Raw genomic sequence first — 20,879 nt, 5'->3', positions numbered from 1 at the left:
GGGATGAACACGTGACGGACGCGGTGGTGGTGGGCGCCGGGCTGGCCGGTTCGCTGGTGTCGGTCTACCTGGCCCGGCGCGGGTTCCGCGTGACCGTGCTGGAGCGGCGTGCCGACCCGCGCACGCCCGGCGCGCGCGAGGCGGGTCGGTCGATCAACCTCGGCATGTCGCAGCGCGGCGTCCGGGCGCTCCGGGAGGTCGGGTTGTTCGACCGGATCGCGCCGGGCACCGTCCCGATGCGCGGCCGGGTCGTGCACGCGCCGGACGGGTCGCTGAGCTTCCACCCCTACGGCACGGAGGAGGACCAGGTCCTGCACTCGGTGTTCCGGCACGACCTGAACGTCGTCCTGGTGGACGAGGCCGAGCGGCTGGGCGTCGAGTTCCACTGGGGCCACCGGGTCGTCGCCGTCGACCGGGAACGACCGGCCGTCACCGCCGAGGGCCCGCGGGGCGTGGTGGAGCACGAGGCGCGGCTGGTGATCGGCGCGGACGGCGCGTTCTCCGCGGTGCGCGCCCAGCTCGGGCGCGGGACGCGGATGACGTTGCACCAGGAGTTCCTGGAGTGGGGCTACAAGGAGCTGCTGATCCCCGTCGGCGACGACGGGCGGCCACGCACCCCGCTGCACGCGCTGCACGTGTGGCCGGGCGAACGCGGCCTGATCGTGGCCCACCCCAACGTGGACGGCTCGCTCACCGCCACGGTGTTCCTGCCGTTCGAGGGCCGGGACGGGTTCGCGGGGCTGGACACGCACGCCGGGGTGGCCGACTTCTTCGCCCGCGCGTTCCCGGACGTGCCGGCGCTCGTCCCGGACGTGGTGGAGCAGTTCCTCGCGCACCGCCCGGCGAGCCTGGTCACCATCCGGACCGCGCCGTGGCACGTGCCGACCGGCGACGGGCGCGGCACCGTGCTGCTGGGCGACGCCGCGCACGCCGTCTACCCGTTCTTCGGGCAGGGCATGAACGCGGCGTTCGAGGACTGCTCGGTGCTGGACCGGTGCCTGGGCGCGCACCCCGACGACCTGCCGGGCGCGCTGGCCGCGTTCGAGCAGGCCCGACGTCCGCACACCGACGTGCTCGCCGAGCTGTCCAAGCAGAACTTCGTGGAGCTGCGGGACAAGCTGCGGTCACCGCTGTTCGTCGCGCGCAAGAAGGCGGACCTGGTGCTGCACCGGGCTTTCCCCCGGTCCTGGGTCCCGCTCTACACGTTGATCACGCACACCACCGTGCCCTACGGCGAAGCCCTGGCCCGCGCGCGCCGCCAGGACCGCCTGCTGGGCGGGGTGACCGCCGCGCTGGCCGGCGCGGCGCTCGCGGGACTGGCCCGCCGGTCCCGCACCCGACGTGCCCGAAGGCAGGTGAGCTGATGCTGATCCACCCGACCCGGCCGACCCACCCGCTGGTCGAACCGGCGGACTTCGCCGCCGAGCGGCTGCCGGACGAGGTCGCCGCGCACGAGACCGCGTTGCGGGCCGTGTACGAGTGGGCGGGCGACTACCTGTCGTCACCGCACCCCGACCTCGGGCGGCGCGGCGACGTGTGCCCGTACACGCCGACCTCGTTGCAGCGCGGCCTGTTCTTCATGTCGGTGCACCCCGGTGTGCCGTCCGGGCCGCGGGAACTGGCGGACCTGCTGCTCGCCTACCGGGACTGGTTCCTGGAGCTGGAGCCGCGCACCGGACCGGTCGCGCAGTTCAAGACCGTGCTGGTGCTGTTGCCGGACCTGACCGGCAGCGGCGACTGGGCGGTGGTGGACCGCGCGCAGGAGCTGCTGAAGCGCGAGTACACCGACCACGGCCTGATGGTCGGCGAGTTCCACCCCGGCCCGCCGGACAAGGGCGGCCTGTGGAACCCGGACTTCCGGCCGCTGCGCAGCCCCGTGGCGCTGCTGGGCATCCGCAACATGGTGCCCACCGACTTCCCCTTCCTGCGCGACGACGACGTGACGCTCGCCGCGTACCTGCGCCGCTTCGGCGACCGCGTGCCCACGCACCTGCGCGACGACGTGCGCGCCGCCGCCGACCGACTCGCCACGTCCGGGAGCTGACCATGACCGACCACGACGCCGGGTCCGCCGCCCGCAAGCGGGAGCTGCTGGCCCGCAGGCTCCGCGAACGCGCCGCGAAACCGGCGGCCTACCCGCTGTCGTTCGGCCAGCAGCGGCTGTGGTTCCTGGAGAAGTTCTCGCCGGGCGGCGCGGTCTACAACGTGCCGCTCGGCCTGCGCCTGCGCGGACCGCTGGACCGGGCCGCGCTGCGTCACGCGCTGGACGGCGTGGTGGCGCGGCACGCCGCGTTGCGCACCACGTTCCCGGACTCGGGCGGCGAGCCGGTGCAGCTCGTCGCGCCGACCGGCACGGCCGCGTTCACCGAGCACGAACTGCCCGCAGGCGACCGGGACGCGGTGGCGCAGGCGTTCGCCGACGAACGCGGCGCGCTCGGCTTCGACCTGCACCGGGGGCCGCTGTTCCGGGCCGACCTCGGCCGGTTCGCCGACGACGACCACGTGCTGGTGCTGAACCTGCACCACATCACGTCCGACGCCTGGTCGCTCTCGGTGCTGCTGCGCGAGATCGGCGCGGGCTACCAGGCGGCGGTGGCGGGTCACGCGCCGGACCTGCCCGCGTTGCCGCTCCAGTACCCGGATTTCGCGGTGTGGCAACGGGACCGGATGGGCGACGAGGCCACCGCGGCCCACCTGGAGTTCTGGTCGCGGCACCTGGCGGGCGCGCCCGAACTGCTGACGCTGCCCGTGGACCGGCCGCGCCCGGCCGTGGCGGACTACCGGGGCGCGTTGCGGCACGCCGAGATCGGCGCGCCGGTGCGTGCCGCCCTGGAGGAGCTGGCGCGCGCGCACGGCGTGACGCTGTTCACCGTGCTGCTGGCGGCTTTCGCGGCCCGGCTCGGCCGGCTAGCGGGCCAGGACGACGTGGTCGTGGGCACGCCGGTCGCGGGCCGCGCGCACGCCGACCTGGAAGGGCTCATCGGCTTCTTCGTGAACACGCTGGCGTTGCGCACGCACGTCGGCGGCGACCCGACGTTCCGCGAGCTGCTGGTCCGCGCGCGCGACACCGCCGTGCAGGGCCTGGCACACGCCGACCTGCCGTTCGAGCGGTTGGTGGAACACCTGCGCCCGCACCGCGACATGGGCCACGCGCCGCTGTTCCAGGCGCAGCTCATCCTTCAGAACACGCCGCCGCTGGACCTCGACCTGCCGGGCCTGTTGGTGAACCCGGTCGTGCCCGACCCCGGTGTGTCGAAGTTCGACCTCACGCTCGCCTTCGAGCAGCGGGACGGCGTGCTCGCGATGGGCGTCGAGTACCGCACCGACCTGTTCGACGAGGCCACCATCACCGACTTCACCGACCGGCTGGTGGCGTTGCTCGCGAACGCCGCGCGGCACCCCGAGCGGCGGATCTCCGAACTGGACGCGTTGACCGGCGTGCGGCGCTGGGAGGTGCTGGAGGGCTTCAACGACAGCGACCTGCCGCTGCCCGCCGCACGCACCGCGCTGGACCTCCTCACCGGCGAGCCGGACATCACCGCGGTGTCCGGCACCGGCGACCACGCCCTGTCACGCCGGCGGTTGGCGGAGCTGTCCGGCCACGTGGCCGCCGCGCTCCAGGCACGTGGTGCCGGTCGCGGCTCGCTGGTGGCCGTGCACCTGCCGCGCACGCCCGAACTGGTGGCCGCGGTGCTCGGCGTGTGGCGGGCGGGTGCGGCCTACGTGCCGCTGGACCCCGGCTGGCCGGCCGACCGGCTCGCGTTGATGCTGGCCGATTCCGGCGCGACCACCCTGCTCACCGATCCCGCGCTCGAACCGCTCCCGTTCGACGGCACGTCGCTCTCGCTCGCCGACGTCGGCGAGGGAGAACCCGACCCCGTCGCGGTCGACGGCGAAGAACTCGCCTACGTCATCTACACCTCGGGTTCGACCGGCACGCCGAAGGGCGTCGAGGTGCCGCACCGCGCGGTGGTGAACATGCTGGTGTCGTTCCAACACCTGTTCGCCCTCACCCCGGCGGACCGGCTGGCCGCCGTCACCACGCTGTCGTTCGACATCTCGGTGCTGGAACTGCTGCTGCCGCTGGTGTCCGGCGCGGAGGTGCTGGTCGTGCCGGGCGAGGTCGCCGGCGACGGCGTCGCGCTGCGGGACCTGCTCGACGCGCGCCGGGTCACCGCGCTCCAGGCCACCCCGGCGACGTGGCGGCTGCTGCACGCGGCGGGCGGCGTGCCCGCCGGCGTCACGACCCGGATCTGCGGCGGCGAGGCGCTGCCCCGCGACCTGGCCGACGACCTGCTGTCGGACGACGCCGTGCTGTGGAACGCCTACGGCCCGACCGAGACCACCGTGTGGTCGGCGGCCGGGCTGGTCGACCCGCCACCCGCGCCGGTCCTGATCGGACCACCGATCGGCAACACCCGCCTGTACGTGCTGGACGCGCGGCTGGAGCCGGTGCCGCCGGGCGTGGTGGGCGAGCTGCACATCGGCGGTGCGGGCGTGGCGCGTGGTTACCGCGGCCGGGCGGCGCTGACCGCGAGCCGGTTCGTGCCCGACCCGTTCGGGGCCGCGCCGGGCGGCCGGCTGTACGCGACCGGCGACCTGGTGCGGCACCGGCCGGACGGCACGCTGGAGTTCCTCGGCCGCGCCGACCACCAGGTGAAGGTGCGGGGCTTCCGGATCGAGCTGGGCGAGGTGGAGGCGGCGCTGCTGGCGTCCGACGAGGTCCGCGAGGCCGTGGTGGCGTTGCGTGACGCGCGGCTGGTGGCGTACCTGGTGCCGGCGCGCCGTTCCGCCGACCTGTGGGCCCGGCTGCGTGCCGACCTGGCGCTGCGGCTGCCCGACTACATGCTGCCCGCCGCCGCGGTGCTGCTGGACGCGTTCCCGTTGACGCCCAACGGGAAGGTCGACCGCGCCGCGCTGCCCGAGCCGTCCTGGTCGCCGGTCGGCGAGCGGGTCGCGCCGCGCGACGCGGTGGAGGAGGTGCTGGCGGGCATCTGGCGCGAGGTGCTGGGCCTGCCGGAGGTCGGCGTGCACGACGACTTCTTCGCCCTGGGCGGGCACTCGTTGCTCGCCGCCAAGGCGTTGGCCCGCGTGCACGGCGCGTTCGCGGTCACGGTGCCGATCGGCCGGATGTTCGCCGCGCCGACCGTCGCCGGGATGGCCGCCACCCTGGCCGCGCTCGACGAACCCGACCGCATCGCCGCCGTGGCGGAGCTGCGGGTGCGGCTCGCCGGGCTGTCCGACGACGAGGTCGCGGCCATGCTCGGGGAGGCGCCGTGAAGCGGTTCGCCGTGGTATGGGCCGGACAGCTGGTGTCGGTGATCGGTTCCGCGCTCACCGCGTTCGTGCTCGGCGTGTGGGTGTACATGGGCACGGGCTCGGTCACGCAGTTCGTGCTGATCCAGTTCTGCGCCGTGGTGCCGGGCATCCTGCTCGCGCCGTACGCGGGCGCGCTGGCCGACCGGTACGACCGCAAGAGGATCATGCTGGTCGCCGACGTGGGTGGCGGGTTGGTCACCGCGCTGCTGCTGGTGTCGGTCGGCGCGGGCGCGTTGGCGGTGTGGCAGGTCTACGCCGCCGCGGCGCTCACGGCCACGCTCAACCTGTTCCACCTGATCGCCTACCAGGCGCTGGTGCCCGCGCTGGTGCCGCCGAAGCACCTGGGCCGGGTCAACGGCCTGATGCAGCTCACCCAGGGCGTCCAGGTCGCCGCTCCGCTGGTGGCGGGCGCGTTGCTCGGCCTGGTCGGGTTGCCCGGCGTGCTGCTGATCGACGTGGTCTCGATGGTGTTCGCGGTGGGCGCGTTGCTCGTCGCCAGGCTGCCCGCGGTCACCGGTGGTGGCGGCGGTGGCGGTCGGGCGGCGGCGGGTGAGGGGCTGCGGTGGTTGCGCGGCGCGCCCGGCCTGTTCGCGCTCTGCGTGGTGTTCGGGGTGTGGAACTTCCTGTTCGCCGTCGCGGGCGGCCTGGTGCAGCCGCTGATCCTGTCCTTCTCCGGCCCCGCCACGCTGGGCGTGCTGATGGCGGCCGGTGGTGGCGGCCTGTTCGCGAGCGGGCTGGTGATGGGCGCGTGGGGCGGCCCGAAGCGCCGCGTCCTCGGCGTCTACCTCGGGCTCGCGCTGGGCGGGGTGTTCCTCGTCCTGCACTCCCTCGCGCCGTCCCCGTGGCTGATCGGCCTGGCCGCGCCCGCGTTCCTGGCCACGCTGCCGCTGATGAACACCAGTTGCGTCACCCTGTTGCAGACCAAGGTCGACCCGGCGGTGCTCGGCCGGGTGCTCGCCGTGGTGCGGATGCTCGGCACCGCGGCGATGCCGGTCGCGTACCTGCTGATCGGTCCCCTGTCGGACGGCGTGGCGGAACCCCTGATGACGCCCGACGGGCCGCTGGCGTTGTCGGTGGGCGCGTTGATCGGCACCGGGCCCGGCCGGGGCATCGCCCTGGTGTTCCTCGTGACCGGCGTGCTGATGCTCGCGCTGGCCGCGTACGCCTGGACGCGGCCCCGGCTGCGGACCGTGGACGACCTGCCGGACGCGGTGGCCGGCACACCGGAGAGGACCAGCCCGTGACCGACCTGTCCGACGCCCGCGCCCGCCTGCTGGAGCGCCTGCTCGCCGAACGCGGCCTCGGCGCCGCACCGAGCGGTGTGCCGCGCCGACCCGCGGGCGCGACCGCGCCGCTGACCGGCAACCAGCGCGGCCTGTGGCTGACCGGCCGCCTTGGTCTGGACGCGGGCGCGTACGCGATGTTCGCCGCGATGCGCGTGCACGGCGAGGTGGACGAGGAGCGGCTGCGGGCGGCGACGGCCGCCGTCGTCACGCGGCACGAGGCGCTGCGCACCCGGATCGCGGAGGACGACGGCACACCCGTGCAGGTCGTGTCGCCGGACGCGGTGGTCGACGTGACCGCCACCGACCTCGGCGACCGGGACCTGGCCGAGCTGGTGGTCGCCGCCGTCGACGCGCCGTTCGACCTGGCCGCCGGTCCCCTGCTGCGGGTGCGGCTGGTCCGGGTCGCGCCGGACGACCACGTGCTGCTGGTCGTCGGCCACCACATCGTGTGCGACGACCTGTCGCTGACCGTCGTGGCCCGCGAGATCGGCGACCACTACGCGGGCGGCGGGCTGCCACCCGCGCCCGCGCAGTTCCCGGACTACGCGCACTGGCAGGCGACCCGCCTGGGCGACGGCGAGCGGCAGCGGCAGCTCGACCACTGGGCGGACCGGCTGGCCGGCGCGCCCGAGGTGCTGGACCTCGCGGCGGACCGGCCGCGCAACCGGCGGCGCACCGTCGCGGGCGGGAGCCACCGGTTCACGGTCCCGGCCGACCTGGCACGCCGGTTCACCGCGGTGACCAGGGCACGCGGCTGCACGTCGTTCGCGGGCCTGCTGGCGGTGTTCGCGGTGGTGCTGGGCCGCCGCGCGGGCGTGACCGACCTGGTGGTCGGCGCGCCGACGACGCACCGGCCGTTCCCGGAGCTGGAGAACGCGGTCGGCATGTTCGTCACGACGACCGCGCTGCGGGTGGACCTGTCCGGCGACCCGACGGTGGCCGAGCTGTTCGCCCGCGCGCGGGACGTGGCGGTGGACGCGCTGGACCACGCCGAGGTGAGCTTCGACGAGGTGACCGCGCGGGTCGCGCCACGCCGCGACCTCGCCCACCACCCGCTGTTCCAGGTGATGCTGGTGCTCAACCGGGGCGGCGGCACGGGTGACTGGGGCGGGTTGCCCGCGACCGCGCTGCCGGTCGACCGCGGCACCAGCCGGTTCGACCTCACGCTGCACGTGCGGGAGACCGACGGCGACTGGCCCGCGAACCTGGACTACAGCGCGGACCTGTTCGAACCGGACACCGTCGCCCGCCTGGCCGAGCAGGTGCTCGCCGCGCTCGCCGCGGTCACCGACCACCCGGACGCGCGACTGTCCGAACTGGACACCACGACGGCGGCGGACCGGGCCGCCGCGGCGGCGTTGAACGGGCCGCCGGTCGAACCCGCGCCCGGCGTGGTGGGCCGGATCGCCGCGCAGGCCGCCGCGCACCCCGGCACGACGGCCGTGCTGGCGCTCGACGCGGACGGCGCGACCGCCGCCGAGCTGACGTTCGCCGAGCTGGACCGCCGTGCCAACCGGGTCGCGCACCTGCTGGTGGAACTGGGCGTCGGCCCGGAGACGCCGGTCGGCCTCGCGCTGCGCGCGGGACCGGACGCGCTGGTGGCGTTGCTGGGCATCCTCAAGGCGGGCGGCGCGTACGTGCCGCTGGACCCGGCGCACCCGCCCGCCCGGCTCGCGGGGCTGCTCGCCGACTGCGGCGCGCCGGTGGTCGTCGCCGCGCCCGGCGCGCGTGACCGGTTCGGCGACTACCGCGGTGTGCTGCTGGACACCTCCCTCACCGCGTTCACCGAGGAGGCCGCCGAGCCGCCCGCCGTGCGGGTGGCGGACAACGCGTTGGCGTACATCATCTACACGTCGGGGTCGACCGGCGTGCCCAAGGGCGTCCAGGTGCAGCACGACACCCTGGCGAACCTGGCGCGGGCGTTCGTGGACCTGCACGGGTTCGGGCCGGGGCAACGCGTCCTGATGGTGCCACCGCTGAGCTTCGACGCGTCGGCGGGCATCGTGTTCCCGGCGTGGTGCGCGGGCGCGGCCGTGGTCGTCCACCCGGAACCGGCCGCGGTGGGTGGGCCGGAGTTGGTGCGGTTGTGCGCCGACCACGCGTTGACCGCCGTGGACGCGCCCGCGCCGCTGTGGAAGCGGTGGGTGGCCGACCTGGCGGGCGTGACCGTCGAGAACACGCCGCTGCGGATGATGATGATCGGCGGCGAGACCGTGCCGCCGCGTACCGTCGCGGACTGGGCGAAGGCCACCGGCGTGGAGCTGGTCAACCACTACGGCCCCACCGAGGCCACGGTGTGCGCGACGGCGCACCGCACGCTCGACGCGTCCGAAGTGGATGGTCGGGCGGCGACGCTGCCGATCGGCAGGCCGTTGCCCGGCGTGCGCGCGTACGTGTTGGACGAGGACCTGCGGCCGACACCGGTCGGCGTGCCCGGTCAGCTCCACATCGGCGGCGCGGCACCCGCTCGCGGTTACCGGAACGACCCGGCACGCACCGCCGCCCGGTACCTGCCCGACCCCACCGTGCCGAGCGGCCGGATGTACCGGACCGGCGACCTGGTCCGGCTGCTGCCGGACGGCGCCCTGGAGTTCCTGGGCCGGGTGGACGACCAGGTGAAGCTGCGCGGCCACCGGATCGAACCGGGCGAGGTGCGGGCCGTGCTGCTCGAACACCCGGACCTCGCGGACGCGGCTGTAGCGGTCAAGTCGGAGACCCTGGTGGCGTACGTCGTGCCGCGACCGGGCGCGACCGCGCCGGAACTGGCCGAGCTGCGGGCGTTCTGCGCCGAGCACCTGCCGGCGGCGATGCTGCCGGGCGCGCGGGTCGTGCTGCCGGAGCTGCCGCTCACCGCGCACGTCAAGGTGGACGTGGCGCGGCTGCCCGAACCGGACATCGCGGTCGCGCCCTACGAGCCACCGCGCACGCCCGTCGAACGGGCGCTGGCGGACGTCTGGTCGGAGGTGCTGGACGTGCCGCTGGTGGGCAGGCACGACTCTTTCTTCGGGCTGGGCGGCCACTCGCTGATCGCGGCGGCGGTGCTGGCGAAGGTGCGCTCGCTGCTCGGCGTCACGGTGCCGCTGCGCGCGTTGTTCGGCACGGCCGACCTCGCCGAGCTGGCCGAGGTCGTGACGGCCGCCGCCGCGTCGGACCACGCGTTCGCCGAGCGCTACCGGACCGGGCTGCCCAGCGCGGACCGGATGCGTGCCGACGCCCGACCGCCGGACGACATCGTGCCGACGCACCCGGTGCGGACCGGCCCGCCCGAGCGCGTGCTGCTCACCGGCGCGACCGGGTTCCTCGGCGCGCACCTGCTCGCCGAGCTGCTGGCCCGCACGACCGCCGAGGTGCACTGCCTGGTGCGGGCCGAGTCGCCCGACGCGGCCGGCGCCCGGCTGCGCGCGAACCTGCGGCGCGCGCGGCTCGACGTGCCGGAGGAGCGGTGGGCGCGGGTGGTGCCGGTGGTGGGCGACCTGTCGCAACCGCTGCTCGGCCTCGGGCAGCACGGGTTCGACCGGCTCGCGGAAAGCATGGACGCCGTGTTCCACAACGGCGCGGTGCTCAACTTCGTGCTCCCGTACCACCTGATGATGCCGCAGCACGTGTCCGGCACCGTGGACATCCTCCGGCTGGCCACGAAGCACTCCACCAAACCACTGCACCTGGTGTCCACGCTCGGCGTGTTCCTGGGCACCGGCTACGGCGGCGTGGTCGTGCGCGAGACCGACCGGCCCGACGACCCGACCGGCCTGGACACCGGCTACAACACCACCAAGTGGGTGGCCGACATGATGGGCGTCCTGGCACGTGACCGGGGCCTACCGGTGTCGATCCACCGGATCGCCGCGATCGTCGGCGACGTGGCCACCGGCACCGCGAAGGCCGAGTCGTACCTGAGCAGGCAGATCGCGACCTGCGCGCAGACCGGCGCCGTGCCGCGGACGTCCGACGTCATCGACATGGTGCCGGTGGACCGGGTCGCGGGCGCGATCGCGGGCATCGCCACCCGGCCGGAGCTGCTGGGCGGGGACTTCCACTACTACCGGGAGGACGGCCTGACCTACCCGGCGCTCGGCGAGGTGCTGACCGCCAAGGGGTACCCGACGCGGGTGCTGGACTACCCGGCGTGGCGGTCGCTGATGCTGGACAACCCGGACAGCGCCTTCGGCCCGCTGGCGTTCGGCCTCACCGCCACCGGCCGGCCCCGGCCGCGCTTCGACTGCACGGCCACCTGGACCGCGGCGGCGGCGTGCGGCGTCGAGTTCCCGCCCGCCGACGTCGAGATGATCGGCCGCCACATCGACTACCTGGCCCGCGTGGGCGCACTACCGGAGAGGTCCTGACATGCCGCTGCACCTGGAGCCGGGCGACGGCCCGCCCTCGTTCCCCGACCTGCTCGCCGCCGCCGGCTACCGGGCGATGGCCGCCGCCCTGCGGCTGGGCGTGTTCGGCGCGCTGGTGAACGGACCACTGCCCGCGCCCGAACTGGCCGCCGAACTCGACGTCGACCCGCGTGGGGCCGGGCTGCTGGCCGAGGCGCTGGTGGCGTTCGGCTACCTGGAGCACGTCGACGGCGGGTACGCCAACACCGAGCCGACCCGGAGGTGGCTGTCGGGCCCCGGTTACCGCGACGTCGACCAGTTCTGGGCGGCGGTCTTGTTCGAGTCGTGGGACGGGTTGGAGGAGTCGCTGCGCACCGGCCGCCCGGCACTGGACTTCTACGGCTGGCTGGCGGCGCGACCCGAGACGCTGCACCGGTTCCAGGGGATGCTGTCCGGGCTCGCCGACACCACGGGTGCGGAGGTCGCGGGCCTCGTGCCGGTCGGCGCGAGTGTGCTCGACCTGGGTGGCGGGCACGCCAAGTACGCCATCCGGCTGTGTGCCGAACACCCGGCGCTGCGGGCGACCGTCGTGGATCTGCCCGATGCCCTGGAGGTCGGCCGCCGTGCGGTGGACGACGCGGGGTTGGCGGACCGGATCACGTTGCGGGCCGGTGATTACGACGAGATCGACCTGGGTGCGGACCACGACGCGGTGCTGCTGTTCAACGTCGTCCACGGACGGGGCGCGGCGGCGAACCGGGTGTTGCTCGGGCGGGTCGCGGCGGCGTTGCGGCCGGGTGGGGTGGTCGCCCTGCTGGAGTTGGACGAACACGCCGAGGACCCTTCGGCGGAGGCGTTCGCACGCGTGTTCAGCCTCAACCTGTTCCACGGCCAGGGCGGGCAGGTGTACGGCGCGGCGGAGATCGGTGAGTGGCTGGCCGGAGCGGGTTTCGCCGACACCACCACGCACCCGTTGCGCAGCGCACCCGGCCAATCGCTCACCATCGCCCGGAAGCGGTAGCGGAGGAACCCGCGCCCGCCGACCTGTTCCGACGCTCGTCCACCGGCGCAGGTCGGCGGCGGGCCGTGCGCGCCGCCGACCGCCGGTCGGAGTGCGGCGCGCGCGGCCTCCCGGGGCCGGACGGGTCGGACCTCGGACGGGTCGGGCACCGGGCGCGACGCGCACCACCGTCGGCACCGGACGAGTGCGCGACCCGCCGAGTCCAGGCGAGGCAGAATTCCCTTGTGCTCGCGGGAACTACGGCCGCCTCCCCCACGACAACCTGACCGGTGTTGTCGACTCCTGGGGGTTGGAAGTGCACGGACGCAGGCAGGTTTTGCAGGCCGCGGCGGTGGCGGGTGTGTTGGCCGCCACCGGGGTCGCCGCCGAGGGCGCCGGCGTGGCCGGTGGGCGCAAGCGGCGGATCGGGGTGCTGGTCTTCGACCGGATGACCTTGCTGGACGCGGTGGGGCCGGCCGAGGTGCTGTCGCGGCTGCCGAACACCGAGGTGAAGTTGATCGGGCGGCGGCGTGGTGAGGTGCGTGGCGACACCGGGCACGGCGCGCTGATCGCGGATCTGCGGATCGACGACGTGGACCGGCTCGACGTGCTGCTGGTGCCCGGCGGCAGCGGTGCGGCGGGGACGGCTGTGGTCGAGCACGAGCCGACCATGCGCTGGATCCGCCACATCGACCGGCACACCACGTGGACGACGTCGGTGTGCACGGGCTCGCTCATCCTGGCCTACGCCGGTCTGCTGGTCGGCCGCGAGGCCACCACGTACTGGTCGGCCAAGGACGTGCTGGCCGAGAAGGGCGCGGTCTACGTGCCGCAGCGCTGGGTGCGGTCCGGCAAGTACGTCACCGCGGCGGGCGTGTCGGCGGGCATCGACATGGGGCTCTACCTGGCGGCGGCGCTGACCGACGACACGACGGCGAAGGCGGTCCAGCTCGCGCTGGAGTACGACCCGCAGCCGCCGTTCGACACGGGCAGCCCGGACAAGGCGGGTCCCGAGTTGCAGGAGCTGGCGATGCGGTTGCTGCTGGAGTCCCAGCGGTAGGTCCTCCGGGAGCAGCGCCGGTGACGCGGCCGGCCGCGACCACCCCGGCGATTCGGCGGTATCCGTTGCGCCACAACGCTTATCGAAAGGATGCGGCGAGGCGTGAGCACTTCGCCCCGCCGTAACGGTCCGCACGCCGACGCCGATCTCCGCCGTGTACCGGGGCCGCCGGGCTCCGGGAGGGGGAGGACCGATGACGTCACCGGGCGCTGCCCGACACAGAACCGGCGCGGCGCTGACGCGGGTGCTCGCACTCCTCGTCTTCGCCGCGGCCGTGGTCGCGCCACCGGTCTGGTTCGCGCCGGTGGCGCGGGCCGCGCCGTGCGACCCGCCGGTGCTCAACAAGGTCCTGTGCGAGAACCTGAACGAGGGCGCGGACGACTGGCAGGTGCTGTCGCGCGACGACTCGATCGTCGGCTACACCACCGACATCAGCACCACGCCGGGCGGCGTGGTCGACTTCAAGGTGCTCACCAACGCGACCCGGTACCGGATCGACGTCTTCCGGCTCGGCTGGTACGGCGGCAAGGGCGCGCGGCACGTCGACACCGTGCGGCGTGACCAGGCCCAGAGCCAGCCGCCGTGCCTGCGGGACGGCCCGACGGCGTTGATCGACTGCGGCAACTGGGAAGTCTCGGTCTCGTGGCACGTCCCGGCCGACGCGGTGTCCGGCATCTACTACGCCCGCGTGACGCGGGAGGACAACGGTCTGCGCAACGAGATCGTCTTCGTGGTCCGCGACGACGCCAGTCGGTCGAAGGTGTTGTTCCAGACGTCGGATGCGACGTGGGTGGCGTACAACCGGTACGGCGGGAACTCGTTGTACTTCGGTGATGGTCCTGGTCAGGGTGGTCAGGCGTACAAGGTGAGTTACAACCGGCCGTACACGGGTGGGGACGGGGATGAGAACTTCATCTTCAACGCGGAGTACCCGATGTTGCGGTTCCTGGAGCGCAATGGGTACGACCTGAGTTACACGACGGATGTGGACAGCGCGCGGCGTGGGCACCTGATCAAAAACCACCGGGTGTTCATGGCGGTGGGTCATGACGAGTATTGGTCGAACGAGCAGCGGGCGAACGTGGAGGCGGCGCGGGACGCGGGTGTGCATCTGGCGTTCCTGACGGGTAACGAGGTCTTCTGGAAGACGCGGTGGGAGAAGAGCATCGATCCGTCGCGGACGGATTGGCGGACGGTGGCGTGCTTCAAGGAGACGAAGGGCACGCAGAACGACGGTCTGGCGGATTGGACGGGTACGTGGCGTGATCCGCGGTACAGCCCGCCGCAGGACGGTGGTCGGCCGGAGAACGCGTTGTTGGGCAACATCTTCACGGTGAACGGTCGTCGGGACGATTCGCTCCGGGTTCCGGCGGCGTACGGGAGGATGCGGTTGTGGCGGCACACGTCGTTGCAGAGCATGGCCGCGGGCAGCACGTACACCTTCCAGCCCGGCACCCTCGGCTACGAGTGGAACTCCGTGCCGGACAACGGTCTCCAACCCGCCGGTGTGGCGCGGATGTCACGCACCACGGTGACCATGGACGACGGCCAGTACATCCTCCGCAACCACGGCGACCTGTACGGACCGGGCACCGAGACCCACGCCCTCACCTACTACAAGTACCCGTCGGGTTCGTTGGTGTTCGGTGCGGGCACGGTGCAGTGGGCGTGGGGCTTGGACGATGAGCACGCGTTCCTGACCAACACACCGACGTCCGATATCCGGATGCAGCAGGCGACGGTGAACCTGCTGGCCGACATGGGCGTCCAGGCCGCGTCCTTGATGCCGGGACTGGTGCAGGCCACCGGGACCAGCGACACCGCGGCACCGGTCGTGACGTTCACGAACGTCCCGACGCAGTCCACCGTGGGGCAGCAGTACACGTTCTCCGGCACGGTGACGGACACCGGTCAGGTGGCGGGGGTCGAGGTGTCGACCGACGGCGGCGTGCGCTGGCACCCCGCGGTGTGGGAGGCCGGGCAGTCCTCGTGGAGCTACACGTACACACCGGCGTCGTCCGGCCCCGCGCGGATCCAGGTCCGGGCGGTGGACGACTCGCTCAACCTGTCCGCGCCCAAGAGCGCATCTCCCGGTGTCGCCGCGCGCACGTGCCCGTGCGGGATCTGGGCGGACCACGAGACGCCCAAGACACCGGACAACGTGGACGGGTCGGCGTTGGAGCTGGGCGTGAAGTGGCGGGCGAACACCGACGGGTACGTGCGTGGCGTCCGCTTCTACAAGGGGCCCAACAACTCCGGCACGCACACCGGCACGCTCTGGACCTCGACCGGCCGGCAGTTGGCGACTGGCACGTTCACCAACGAGACGGCGTCCGGCTGGCAGACACTGCTGTTCCCCGTGCCCGTCGCGGTGTCGGCCAACACCACCTACGTCGTGTCCTACCTGTCACCCACCGGGCACTTCTCGGCCGACACCGAATACTTCAGCCGGTCCGCGAAGTACCTCGAACCGTTGAACGGCCTGCAAACCGGTGTCGACGGACCCAACGGCGTGTTCCGCTCGGGCGCGGGCTTCCCCGACCGACCGGGTGCGGAGGACAGCAACTACTGGGTGGACGTGGTGTGGGCGCCGGACCCCGGCCCCGACACGCGCGCACCGGAACTCGTCGGCACCACACCGCAGAGCGGTGCGGCGAGCGTCGCGCTCAAGCCCACGTTGAGCGCGACCTACGACGAGGCCGTCAACCCGGGTTCGCTCCAGTTCACGCTCACCGGCCCCGCCGGGGACGTGCCGGGCGCGGCATCGGTGACCGGCAACGGGAAGACCGCCCAGTTCACGCCCGCGGACCCGCTCAGCCCCGGCACCGGGTACACGGCATCGGTCCGGGTGAAGGACGCCGCCGGCAACCAGACGGCCGTTCACGACTGGCCGTTCACCACGGGCTCGAACCGGCCCGCCACGTGCCCCTGCACCGTGTGGGACGACTTCGCGGTGCCCGCCGAGCCGAGCGCGAACGACGCCAACCCCGTCGAGGTCGGCACCAAGGTCCGGTTCAACGGCAAGGGCGAAGTGCTCGGCGTCCGGTTCTACAAGGGCACGGGCAACACCGGCACGCACACCGGCTCGCTGTGGTCGTCCGACGGCCTGTTGCTGGCGACCGGGACGTTCGTCGACGAGACCGCATCCGGTTGGCAGGCCCTGACGTTCTCCTCGCCCGTCACGGTGCAGGCGAACACCACGTACGTCGTGTCCTACTTCGCCCCGAACGGCCACTACGCGGCGACACCGGGCTACTTCGACGGGCAGAGCGCCGGCTACGGCGCGATCCGCGCGCTGTCGAACGGGACGGATGGACCGAACGGGCTCTACCGCTACAACGGCGCGGGATTCCCGACGTCCTCGTACAACGGGACGAACTACTGGGTCGACGTGGTCTACCGCAGCGGCCTCAACGGCGACACGACCCCACCCGCGCTGGACAACCGCGCACCGGGGGTGGACGCCACCGACGTGGCCCTGGACTCCGCGCTGGTGCTCGGGTTCCCCGAGGCGATGGACCCGGCGTCCACGCAGGTGTGGTTGACCGATCCGGGTGGCGCCAAGCTGTCCGGGACGGTCACGTTGTCCGGTGATCAGAAGATCGTCACGTGGGCACCGAACGGCACGCTGAAGCCGAACACGAGGTACACGGCGAGCGCGTTGGTGGCCGACGTCAACGGCAACGCGATGACGTCCACGGCCACGTGGTCGTTCACCACGACGACGACGCCGTCATGCCCGTGTTCGCTCTTCAGCTCGGCCACGGAACCGACCATCCGGTCCGCCGAGGACACCGGTCTGTACGAACTGGGCGTGCGGTTCAAGCCCACGCGCAGCGGCCGGATCACGGGCGTCAAGTTCTACAAGGGCACCGGCAACACCGGCACCCACACGGGCACGCTGTGGTCGGCGACGGGCACACGGCTCGCGACCGGCACCTTCACCGGCGAGACGGCCGGCGGTTGGCAGACGCTGACGTTCCCGGAACCCGTGGTGGTCGCGCCGGGCACCACGTACGTCGCCTCCTACACCGCGCCGAACGGGCACTACGCGATCGACCACGGCTACTTCCAGGCCACCGGCGTCAACACACCGCCGCTGACCGCGCCGCAGACCGGCGAGGGCAACCCGAACGGCGTGTTCATGCCCGGCGGCGGTTTCCCGACCATGAGCTACCAGGGGAACAACTACTGGGTCGACGTCGACTACACGCCGAGCAGCGACACCACACCGCCCGCGCACACCGGTCACACGCCGCTCAGCGACGCCGTGGCGGTGGACCCGGCGACCCGGGTGACGGCGTCGTTCGACGAGCCGGTGGACCCCGGGAACACGACGTTCGCGGTGACCGACCCCGGTGGCGCGACGATCCGGGGGCAGGTGGCGTTGTCGGCCGACCGGCAGGCGGTGGTGTGGACACCGGCCGCGCCGCTGGCGGGCTCGACCCGGTACGGGGTGTCGGTGCGTGCGGCGGACACCGGCGGCAACGTCGTGGCCGCTCCGGTCGCGTGGTCCTTCACCACGGCCGCCGCGACCGGGTGCCCGTGCTCGCTGTTCAGCTCGGCCACCGTGCCCGCGGTGCCGGCGACCGACGCGAGCGGGCCGTTCGAGTTGGGCGTCCGGTTCACGCCGGCGGTGAACGGCTTCATCACCGGGGTGAAGTTCTACAAAGGCAACGGGAACACCGGCACCCACACGGGCACGGTGTGGTCCGCGGACCGGGTCGCGCTCAAGACCGGGACCTTCAGCGGCGAGTCGGCCGACGGGTGGCAGACCTTGACCTTCTCGACGCCGTTGGCGGTCACCGCTGGCACCTCGTACGTGGCGTCCTATACCGCACCCGACGGGCACTACGCGGTCAACGAGGGCTACTTCGCCGGACGCGCCGTGAACTCGCCGCCGCTGTCCGCACCCGCCACGGCGGAAGGCGTGCCGAACGGCCTGTACAAGGTCGGCACGGGCTTCCCGGACGCTGGCTTCCAGGGCAACCACTACTGGGTGGACGTGGTGTTCACGACCGGCTAGCCACCGGTGGCGGGCACGCCGACGCCCGCCACCGGTTCACCGCGGGCCCCGCGCCACTGCTCAGCGCGGGGCCCGCCACCTGCTCACCCGAGCACGGCCACCAAGCCCGTGCCGACCGCCAGCACGAGGCACAGCGGCGAGTAGACCCGCACGTCCAGGCGGGCGAACGGGGTGTCGGCGCGGGTCGAGCGGACCAGCCCGGAGACACCACGCAGCAGCAGCACGGCGGCCACACCGCCCGCGCCCGCGGCCGTGAGCCACGCCGGTCCCGGCGCGCCGACCACTCCCCCGCGCGCGGCGACGAGGTAGGCCGCCACCGCCACCAACGCCGCGACCACGATCGTGAGGCCGGGCGACGGCAGCCGCGCCTCGGGCACGCCCACCACGCGGGCCGCGAACTCCTCCCGCGACCGCAGCGGCCACGGCGAGAACACCCACACCACGTGCAGCAGCCCGATCGCGCCCAGCACGACCGACATGACCAGCGCCAACGCCATCACCAGGTACCTCCCCCGGACCCTTTCCATACGGCACCGTACGGAACTTCGCCCGCAGGCTATCCCGCGTTCCCTGAGAACCGGCACCCCACCACGTGCACGAGCCGCATCGGGGTTGTCCGGTTAGATTGCCGGTGTGTCCGCAACAGGTATGGAACTCGGCCTTCTCAGCTTCGCCGACCGCCACCCCGACCCGATCACGGGTGAGCAGGTCTCGGTGGCCGACGCGCTGGCGCAGCAGTTGGAGCGGATCAAGCTCGCCGACGAACTCGGCATCGGCTTCTACGGGCTGGGCGAGCACCACATCGCCGACTACGCGAGTTCCAACCCGGGCACGGTCCTCGCCGCCGCGGCGAGCATCACCGAGCGGATCACCCTCGGCAGCGCGGTGACCGTCCTCAGCACCGAGGACCCGGTGCGGGTGTACCAGCAGTTCACGACGCTGGACCAGCTCAGCCGCGGGCGTGCGGAACTGCTCGCGGGCCGCGGTTCGTTCACCGAGTCGTTCCCGCTGTTCGGCGCGCGCCTGGAGGACTACGACGAGCTGTTCGAGGAGAAGCTGGCGCTGCTGCTGCGCCTGGACCGCGAGGACCCGATCACCTGGTCCGGCAAGTTCCGCGCGCCGCTGGAGAACGTGCACGTGTACCCCCGGCCGTACGGGGAGCACCTGCGCATCTCGGTCGGCACGGGCGGCAACCCGGAGTCGTCGGTCCGCGCGGGCCTGCTCGGGCTGCCCGTCGTGTACGCCGTGATCGGCGGGCAGCCGGAGCGCTTCGCGCCGCTGGTCGACCTGTACCGGCGCGCGGGCGAGGCGGGCGGCCACGCGCCCGGCGACCTGCACGTGACGATGAGCGCGATCGGCCTGGTTGCCCGGGATTCGCAGGCGGCCAAGGACGCGTACTACCCGTACTGGCTGGAGACGATGAAGTACGGCGCGCGGGCGCGCGGCTGGCCCGTCCCGTCCCGCGCCGAGTACGACGCGTGGACCCGCGACGCGTCCTCGATCTTCGCGGGCAGCCCCGCCGAGATCGCCGAGCGCCTGATCTCGGTCGGCAGGCTGACCGGCGCCAACCGGTACGCCATGCACATGGACTGGTCCGGCGTGCCGCACCGGCTGGTGATGACCGCGATCGAACTCCTCGGCACCGAGGTCCTGCCGCAGGTGCGCGCGGAACTCGGCTGAGCCTCAGCTACGGCGGAAGAGGAAGGCGGCCACCCGCCGGCCCACCGCCGCCGGGTCCTCGTCGTGCTCGCGCGACAGGGCGCCGGTGTTCCACAGCGTCGCGAAACCGTGCACGAGCGACCAGGCCGCGACCGCCGCGACCCGCGGGTCCTCCTCGTCGGTGACGCCGTCCGCCAGCAACGCGCCCGCACGCTCGCGTGCGGCGGTGAGGTCGGGGTCGTCGGCGTGGTGGAGGTCGGGTCGGAACATGACCTCGAAGTGCGCCTTGTGCGACACGGCGAACTCCACGTAGGCGACGCCCTGGTCGATGAAGTCACCGCCGCGGTCGCGGGTTTCCGCCAGGCTGCGGGCCAGCAGCTCGAAGCCCTCGGCGGCCAGGGCGGTGAGCAACCCCGCCTTGTCCCGGAAGTGGTGCACGGGTGCCGCGTGCGACACCCCCACGCGCCGGGCCAGGTCGCGCAGGCCGAGCCCGCCGGGCCCGCTCTCCCCGATCGCCTCGACGGCGGCGGTGAGGAGGGCGCGGCGGAGGTCTCCGTGGTGGTAGCGGCGGTCCGTCACGCCACCACCCTAGCGGTATCTAGTCGTTGACAAGTTTGGGGCCGGCCAGGCATCTTGTCGCTGACAAGTTCACCGATCCCGGAGGTGGCCGTGGAGCCGCTGATCATCCTCGTCGCCGTCACGCTCACGCTCGCCGCCTTGCGCGCCGCGGGCGTCACGCGGATCGCGCCGTGGCCGTTCGCCGTGCGGATGGGCCTGGCCGGCATGTTCGCCGCGACCGGACTGGCGCACTTCGTCGGGCTGCGCGACGAACTCGTCGCGATGGTGCCGCCCGCCCTGCCCGCGCCGGGCCTGCTGGTCACCGTCACCGGACTGCTCGAACTCGCGGGCGTCGCCGGACTCCTGGTGCACCGCACCGCGAAGTGGGCCGCGACCGGACTGACGGTGCTGCTGGTGGCGATGTTCCCGGCCAACGTGCACGCGGCGCACGAGGGCCTGTCCCCCTCGTTCGGCGACGCGCTGGTGCCACGCACGATCATGCAACTCGTGTTCCTCGCGGCCACCGTGTCCGTGATCGTCGGGCAGCGCCGAACCGAACGGCGACTTGACGGCGCGCAAGTGTGAGTGTTCAATCACTCCTATCAGCAGGCACCTGAACCGGAATTTGCCTGACCTGAGTAGTGATTGG

At 73.2% G+C, this 20,879-nt stretch carries 12 protein-coding genes; 10 read left to right on the top strand and 2 right to left on the bottom strand.

Features of this window, described 5'->3' with window-relative positions; genetic code table 11:
- Positions 1 to 11: 11 nt before the first annotated feature.
- From KZQ38_RS12235 to KZQ38_RS12200, 8 genes are all read left to right on the top strand, one after another.
- On the top strand, positions 12 to 1,364 hold the full coding sequence (locus tag KZQ38_RS12235; protein ID WP_219441279.1) for an FAD-dependent oxidoreductase: 1,353 nt from the start codon (positions 12 to 14) through the stop codon (positions 1,362 to 1,364).
- Complete coding sequence (locus tag KZQ38_RS12230) at positions 1,364 to 2,044, top strand: DUF6875 domain-containing protein (protein ID WP_219441277.1); 681 nt, start codon at positions 1,364 to 1,366, stop codon at positions 2,042 to 2,044. The genes KZQ38_RS12235 and KZQ38_RS12230 overlap by 1 nt, the downstream gene beginning before the upstream one ends.
- 2 nt (positions 2,045 to 2,046) lie before the next feature.
- A complete protein-coding gene (locus KZQ38_RS12225) occupies positions 2,047 to 5,280 on the top strand; it encodes a non-ribosomal peptide synthetase (RefSeq protein WP_219441275.1) in 3,234 nt (1,077 codons plus the stop codon).
- A complete protein-coding gene (locus tag KZQ38_RS12220) occupies positions 5,277 to 6,563 on the top strand; it encodes an MFS transporter (protein ID WP_219441273.1) in 1,287 nt (428 codons plus the stop codon). The genes KZQ38_RS12225 and KZQ38_RS12220 overlap by 4 nt, the downstream gene beginning before the upstream one ends.
- Positions 6,560 to 10,948 (top strand): non-ribosomal peptide synthetase family protein, encoded by a 4,389-nt coding sequence (locus KZQ38_RS12215; protein ID WP_219441271.1) that lies wholly within the window; start codon positions 6,560 to 6,562, stop codon positions 10,946 to 10,948. The genes KZQ38_RS12220 and KZQ38_RS12215 overlap by 4 nt, the downstream gene beginning before the upstream one ends.
- A 1-nt stretch (position 10,949) precedes the next feature.
- On the top strand, positions 10,950 to 11,948 hold the full coding sequence (locus tag KZQ38_RS12210; RefSeq protein WP_219441269.1) for a class I SAM-dependent methyltransferase: 999 nt from the start codon (positions 10,950 to 10,952) through the stop codon (positions 11,946 to 11,948).
- A 295-nt stretch (positions 11,949 to 12,243) separates the two neighbouring features.
- Entirely contained in the window at positions 12,244 to 12,987 is a 744-nt protein-coding gene (locus KZQ38_RS12205; protein ID WP_219441830.1) for a DJ-1/PfpI family protein, read from the top strand.
- Between the two features lie 193 nt (positions 12,988 to 13,180).
- Positions 13,181 to 18,013 (top strand): DUF4082 domain-containing protein, encoded by a 4,833-nt coding sequence (locus KZQ38_RS12200; protein WP_219441267.1) that lies wholly within the window; start codon positions 13,181 to 13,183, stop codon positions 18,011 to 18,013.
- A gap of 83 nt (positions 18,014 to 18,096) precedes the next feature.
- Here KZQ38_RS12200 and KZQ38_RS12195 read toward each other — a convergent pair whose 3' ends face one another.
- Positions 18,097 to 18,540 carry a DUF3995 domain-containing protein gene (locus tag KZQ38_RS12195; RefSeq protein ID WP_219441265.1) on the bottom strand — a complete coding sequence of 148 codons (444 nt, stop codon included), beginning with the start codon at positions 18,538 to 18,540 and terminating at the stop codon, positions 18,097 to 18,099.
- 121 nt (positions 18,541 to 18,661) lie between these two features.
- Here KZQ38_RS12195 and KZQ38_RS12190 point away from each other — a divergent pair, with 121 nt between their 5' ends.
- Positions 18,662 to 19,693 carry an LLM class flavin-dependent oxidoreductase gene (locus tag KZQ38_RS12190; RefSeq protein WP_219441828.1) on the top strand — a complete coding sequence of 344 codons (1,032 nt, stop codon included), beginning with the start codon at positions 18,662 to 18,664 and terminating at the stop codon, positions 19,691 to 19,693.
- Positions 19,694 to 19,696: 3 nt separating this feature from the next.
- Here KZQ38_RS12190 and KZQ38_RS12185 read toward each other — a convergent pair whose 3' ends face one another.
- Entirely contained in the window at positions 19,697 to 20,251 is a 555-nt protein-coding gene (locus KZQ38_RS12185; RefSeq protein WP_219441264.1) for a TetR/AcrR family transcriptional regulator, read from the bottom strand.
- A gap of 90 nt (positions 20,252 to 20,341) precedes the next feature.
- On the opposite strand from KZQ38_RS12185, the gene KZQ38_RS12180 reads away from it, so the two are divergent.
- Positions 20,342 to 20,815, top strand: coding sequence for a DoxX family protein (locus tag KZQ38_RS12180; RefSeq protein WP_219441262.1), 474 nt, complete (start codon positions 20,342 to 20,344; stop codon positions 20,813 to 20,815).
- Positions 20,816 to 20,879: the final 64 nt, after the last annotated feature.

Origin of the sequence: Saccharothrix obliqua, from assembly GCF_019375475.1 — a bacterium.
Taxonomy (GTDB): Bacteria; Actinomycetota; Actinomycetes; order Mycobacteriales; family Pseudonocardiaceae; genus Actinosynnema; species Actinosynnema obliqua.
The sequence above is the reverse complement of the archived record's forward strand: the minus strand, read 5'-3'. Positions and strand labels throughout refer to the sequence as shown.

Coding starts and splice junctions, on each gene's coding strand:
- KZQ38_RS12190 (WP_219441828.1), top strand. CDS start 18,662: ATGGAACTCGGCCTTCTCAGCTTCGCCGACCGCCACCCCGACCCGATC.
- KZQ38_RS12210 (WP_219441269.1), top strand. CDS start 10,950: ATGCCGCTGCACCTGGAGCCGGGCGACGGCCCGCCCTCGTTCCCCGAC.
- KZQ38_RS12225 (WP_219441275.1), top strand. CDS start 2,047: ATGACCGACCACGACGCCGGGTCCGCCGCCCGCAAGCGGGAGCTGCTG.
- KZQ38_RS12200 (WP_219441267.1), top strand. CDS start 13,181: ATGACGTCACCGGGCGCTGCCCGACACAGAACCGGCGCGGCGCTGACG.
- KZQ38_RS12195 (WP_219441265.1), bottom strand. CDS start 18,540: ATGGAAAGGGTCCGGGGGAGGTACCTGGTGATGGCGTTGGCGCTGGTC.
- KZQ38_RS12230 (WP_219441277.1), top strand. CDS start 1,364: ATGCTGATCCACCCGACCCGGCCGACCCACCCGCTGGTCGAACCGGCG.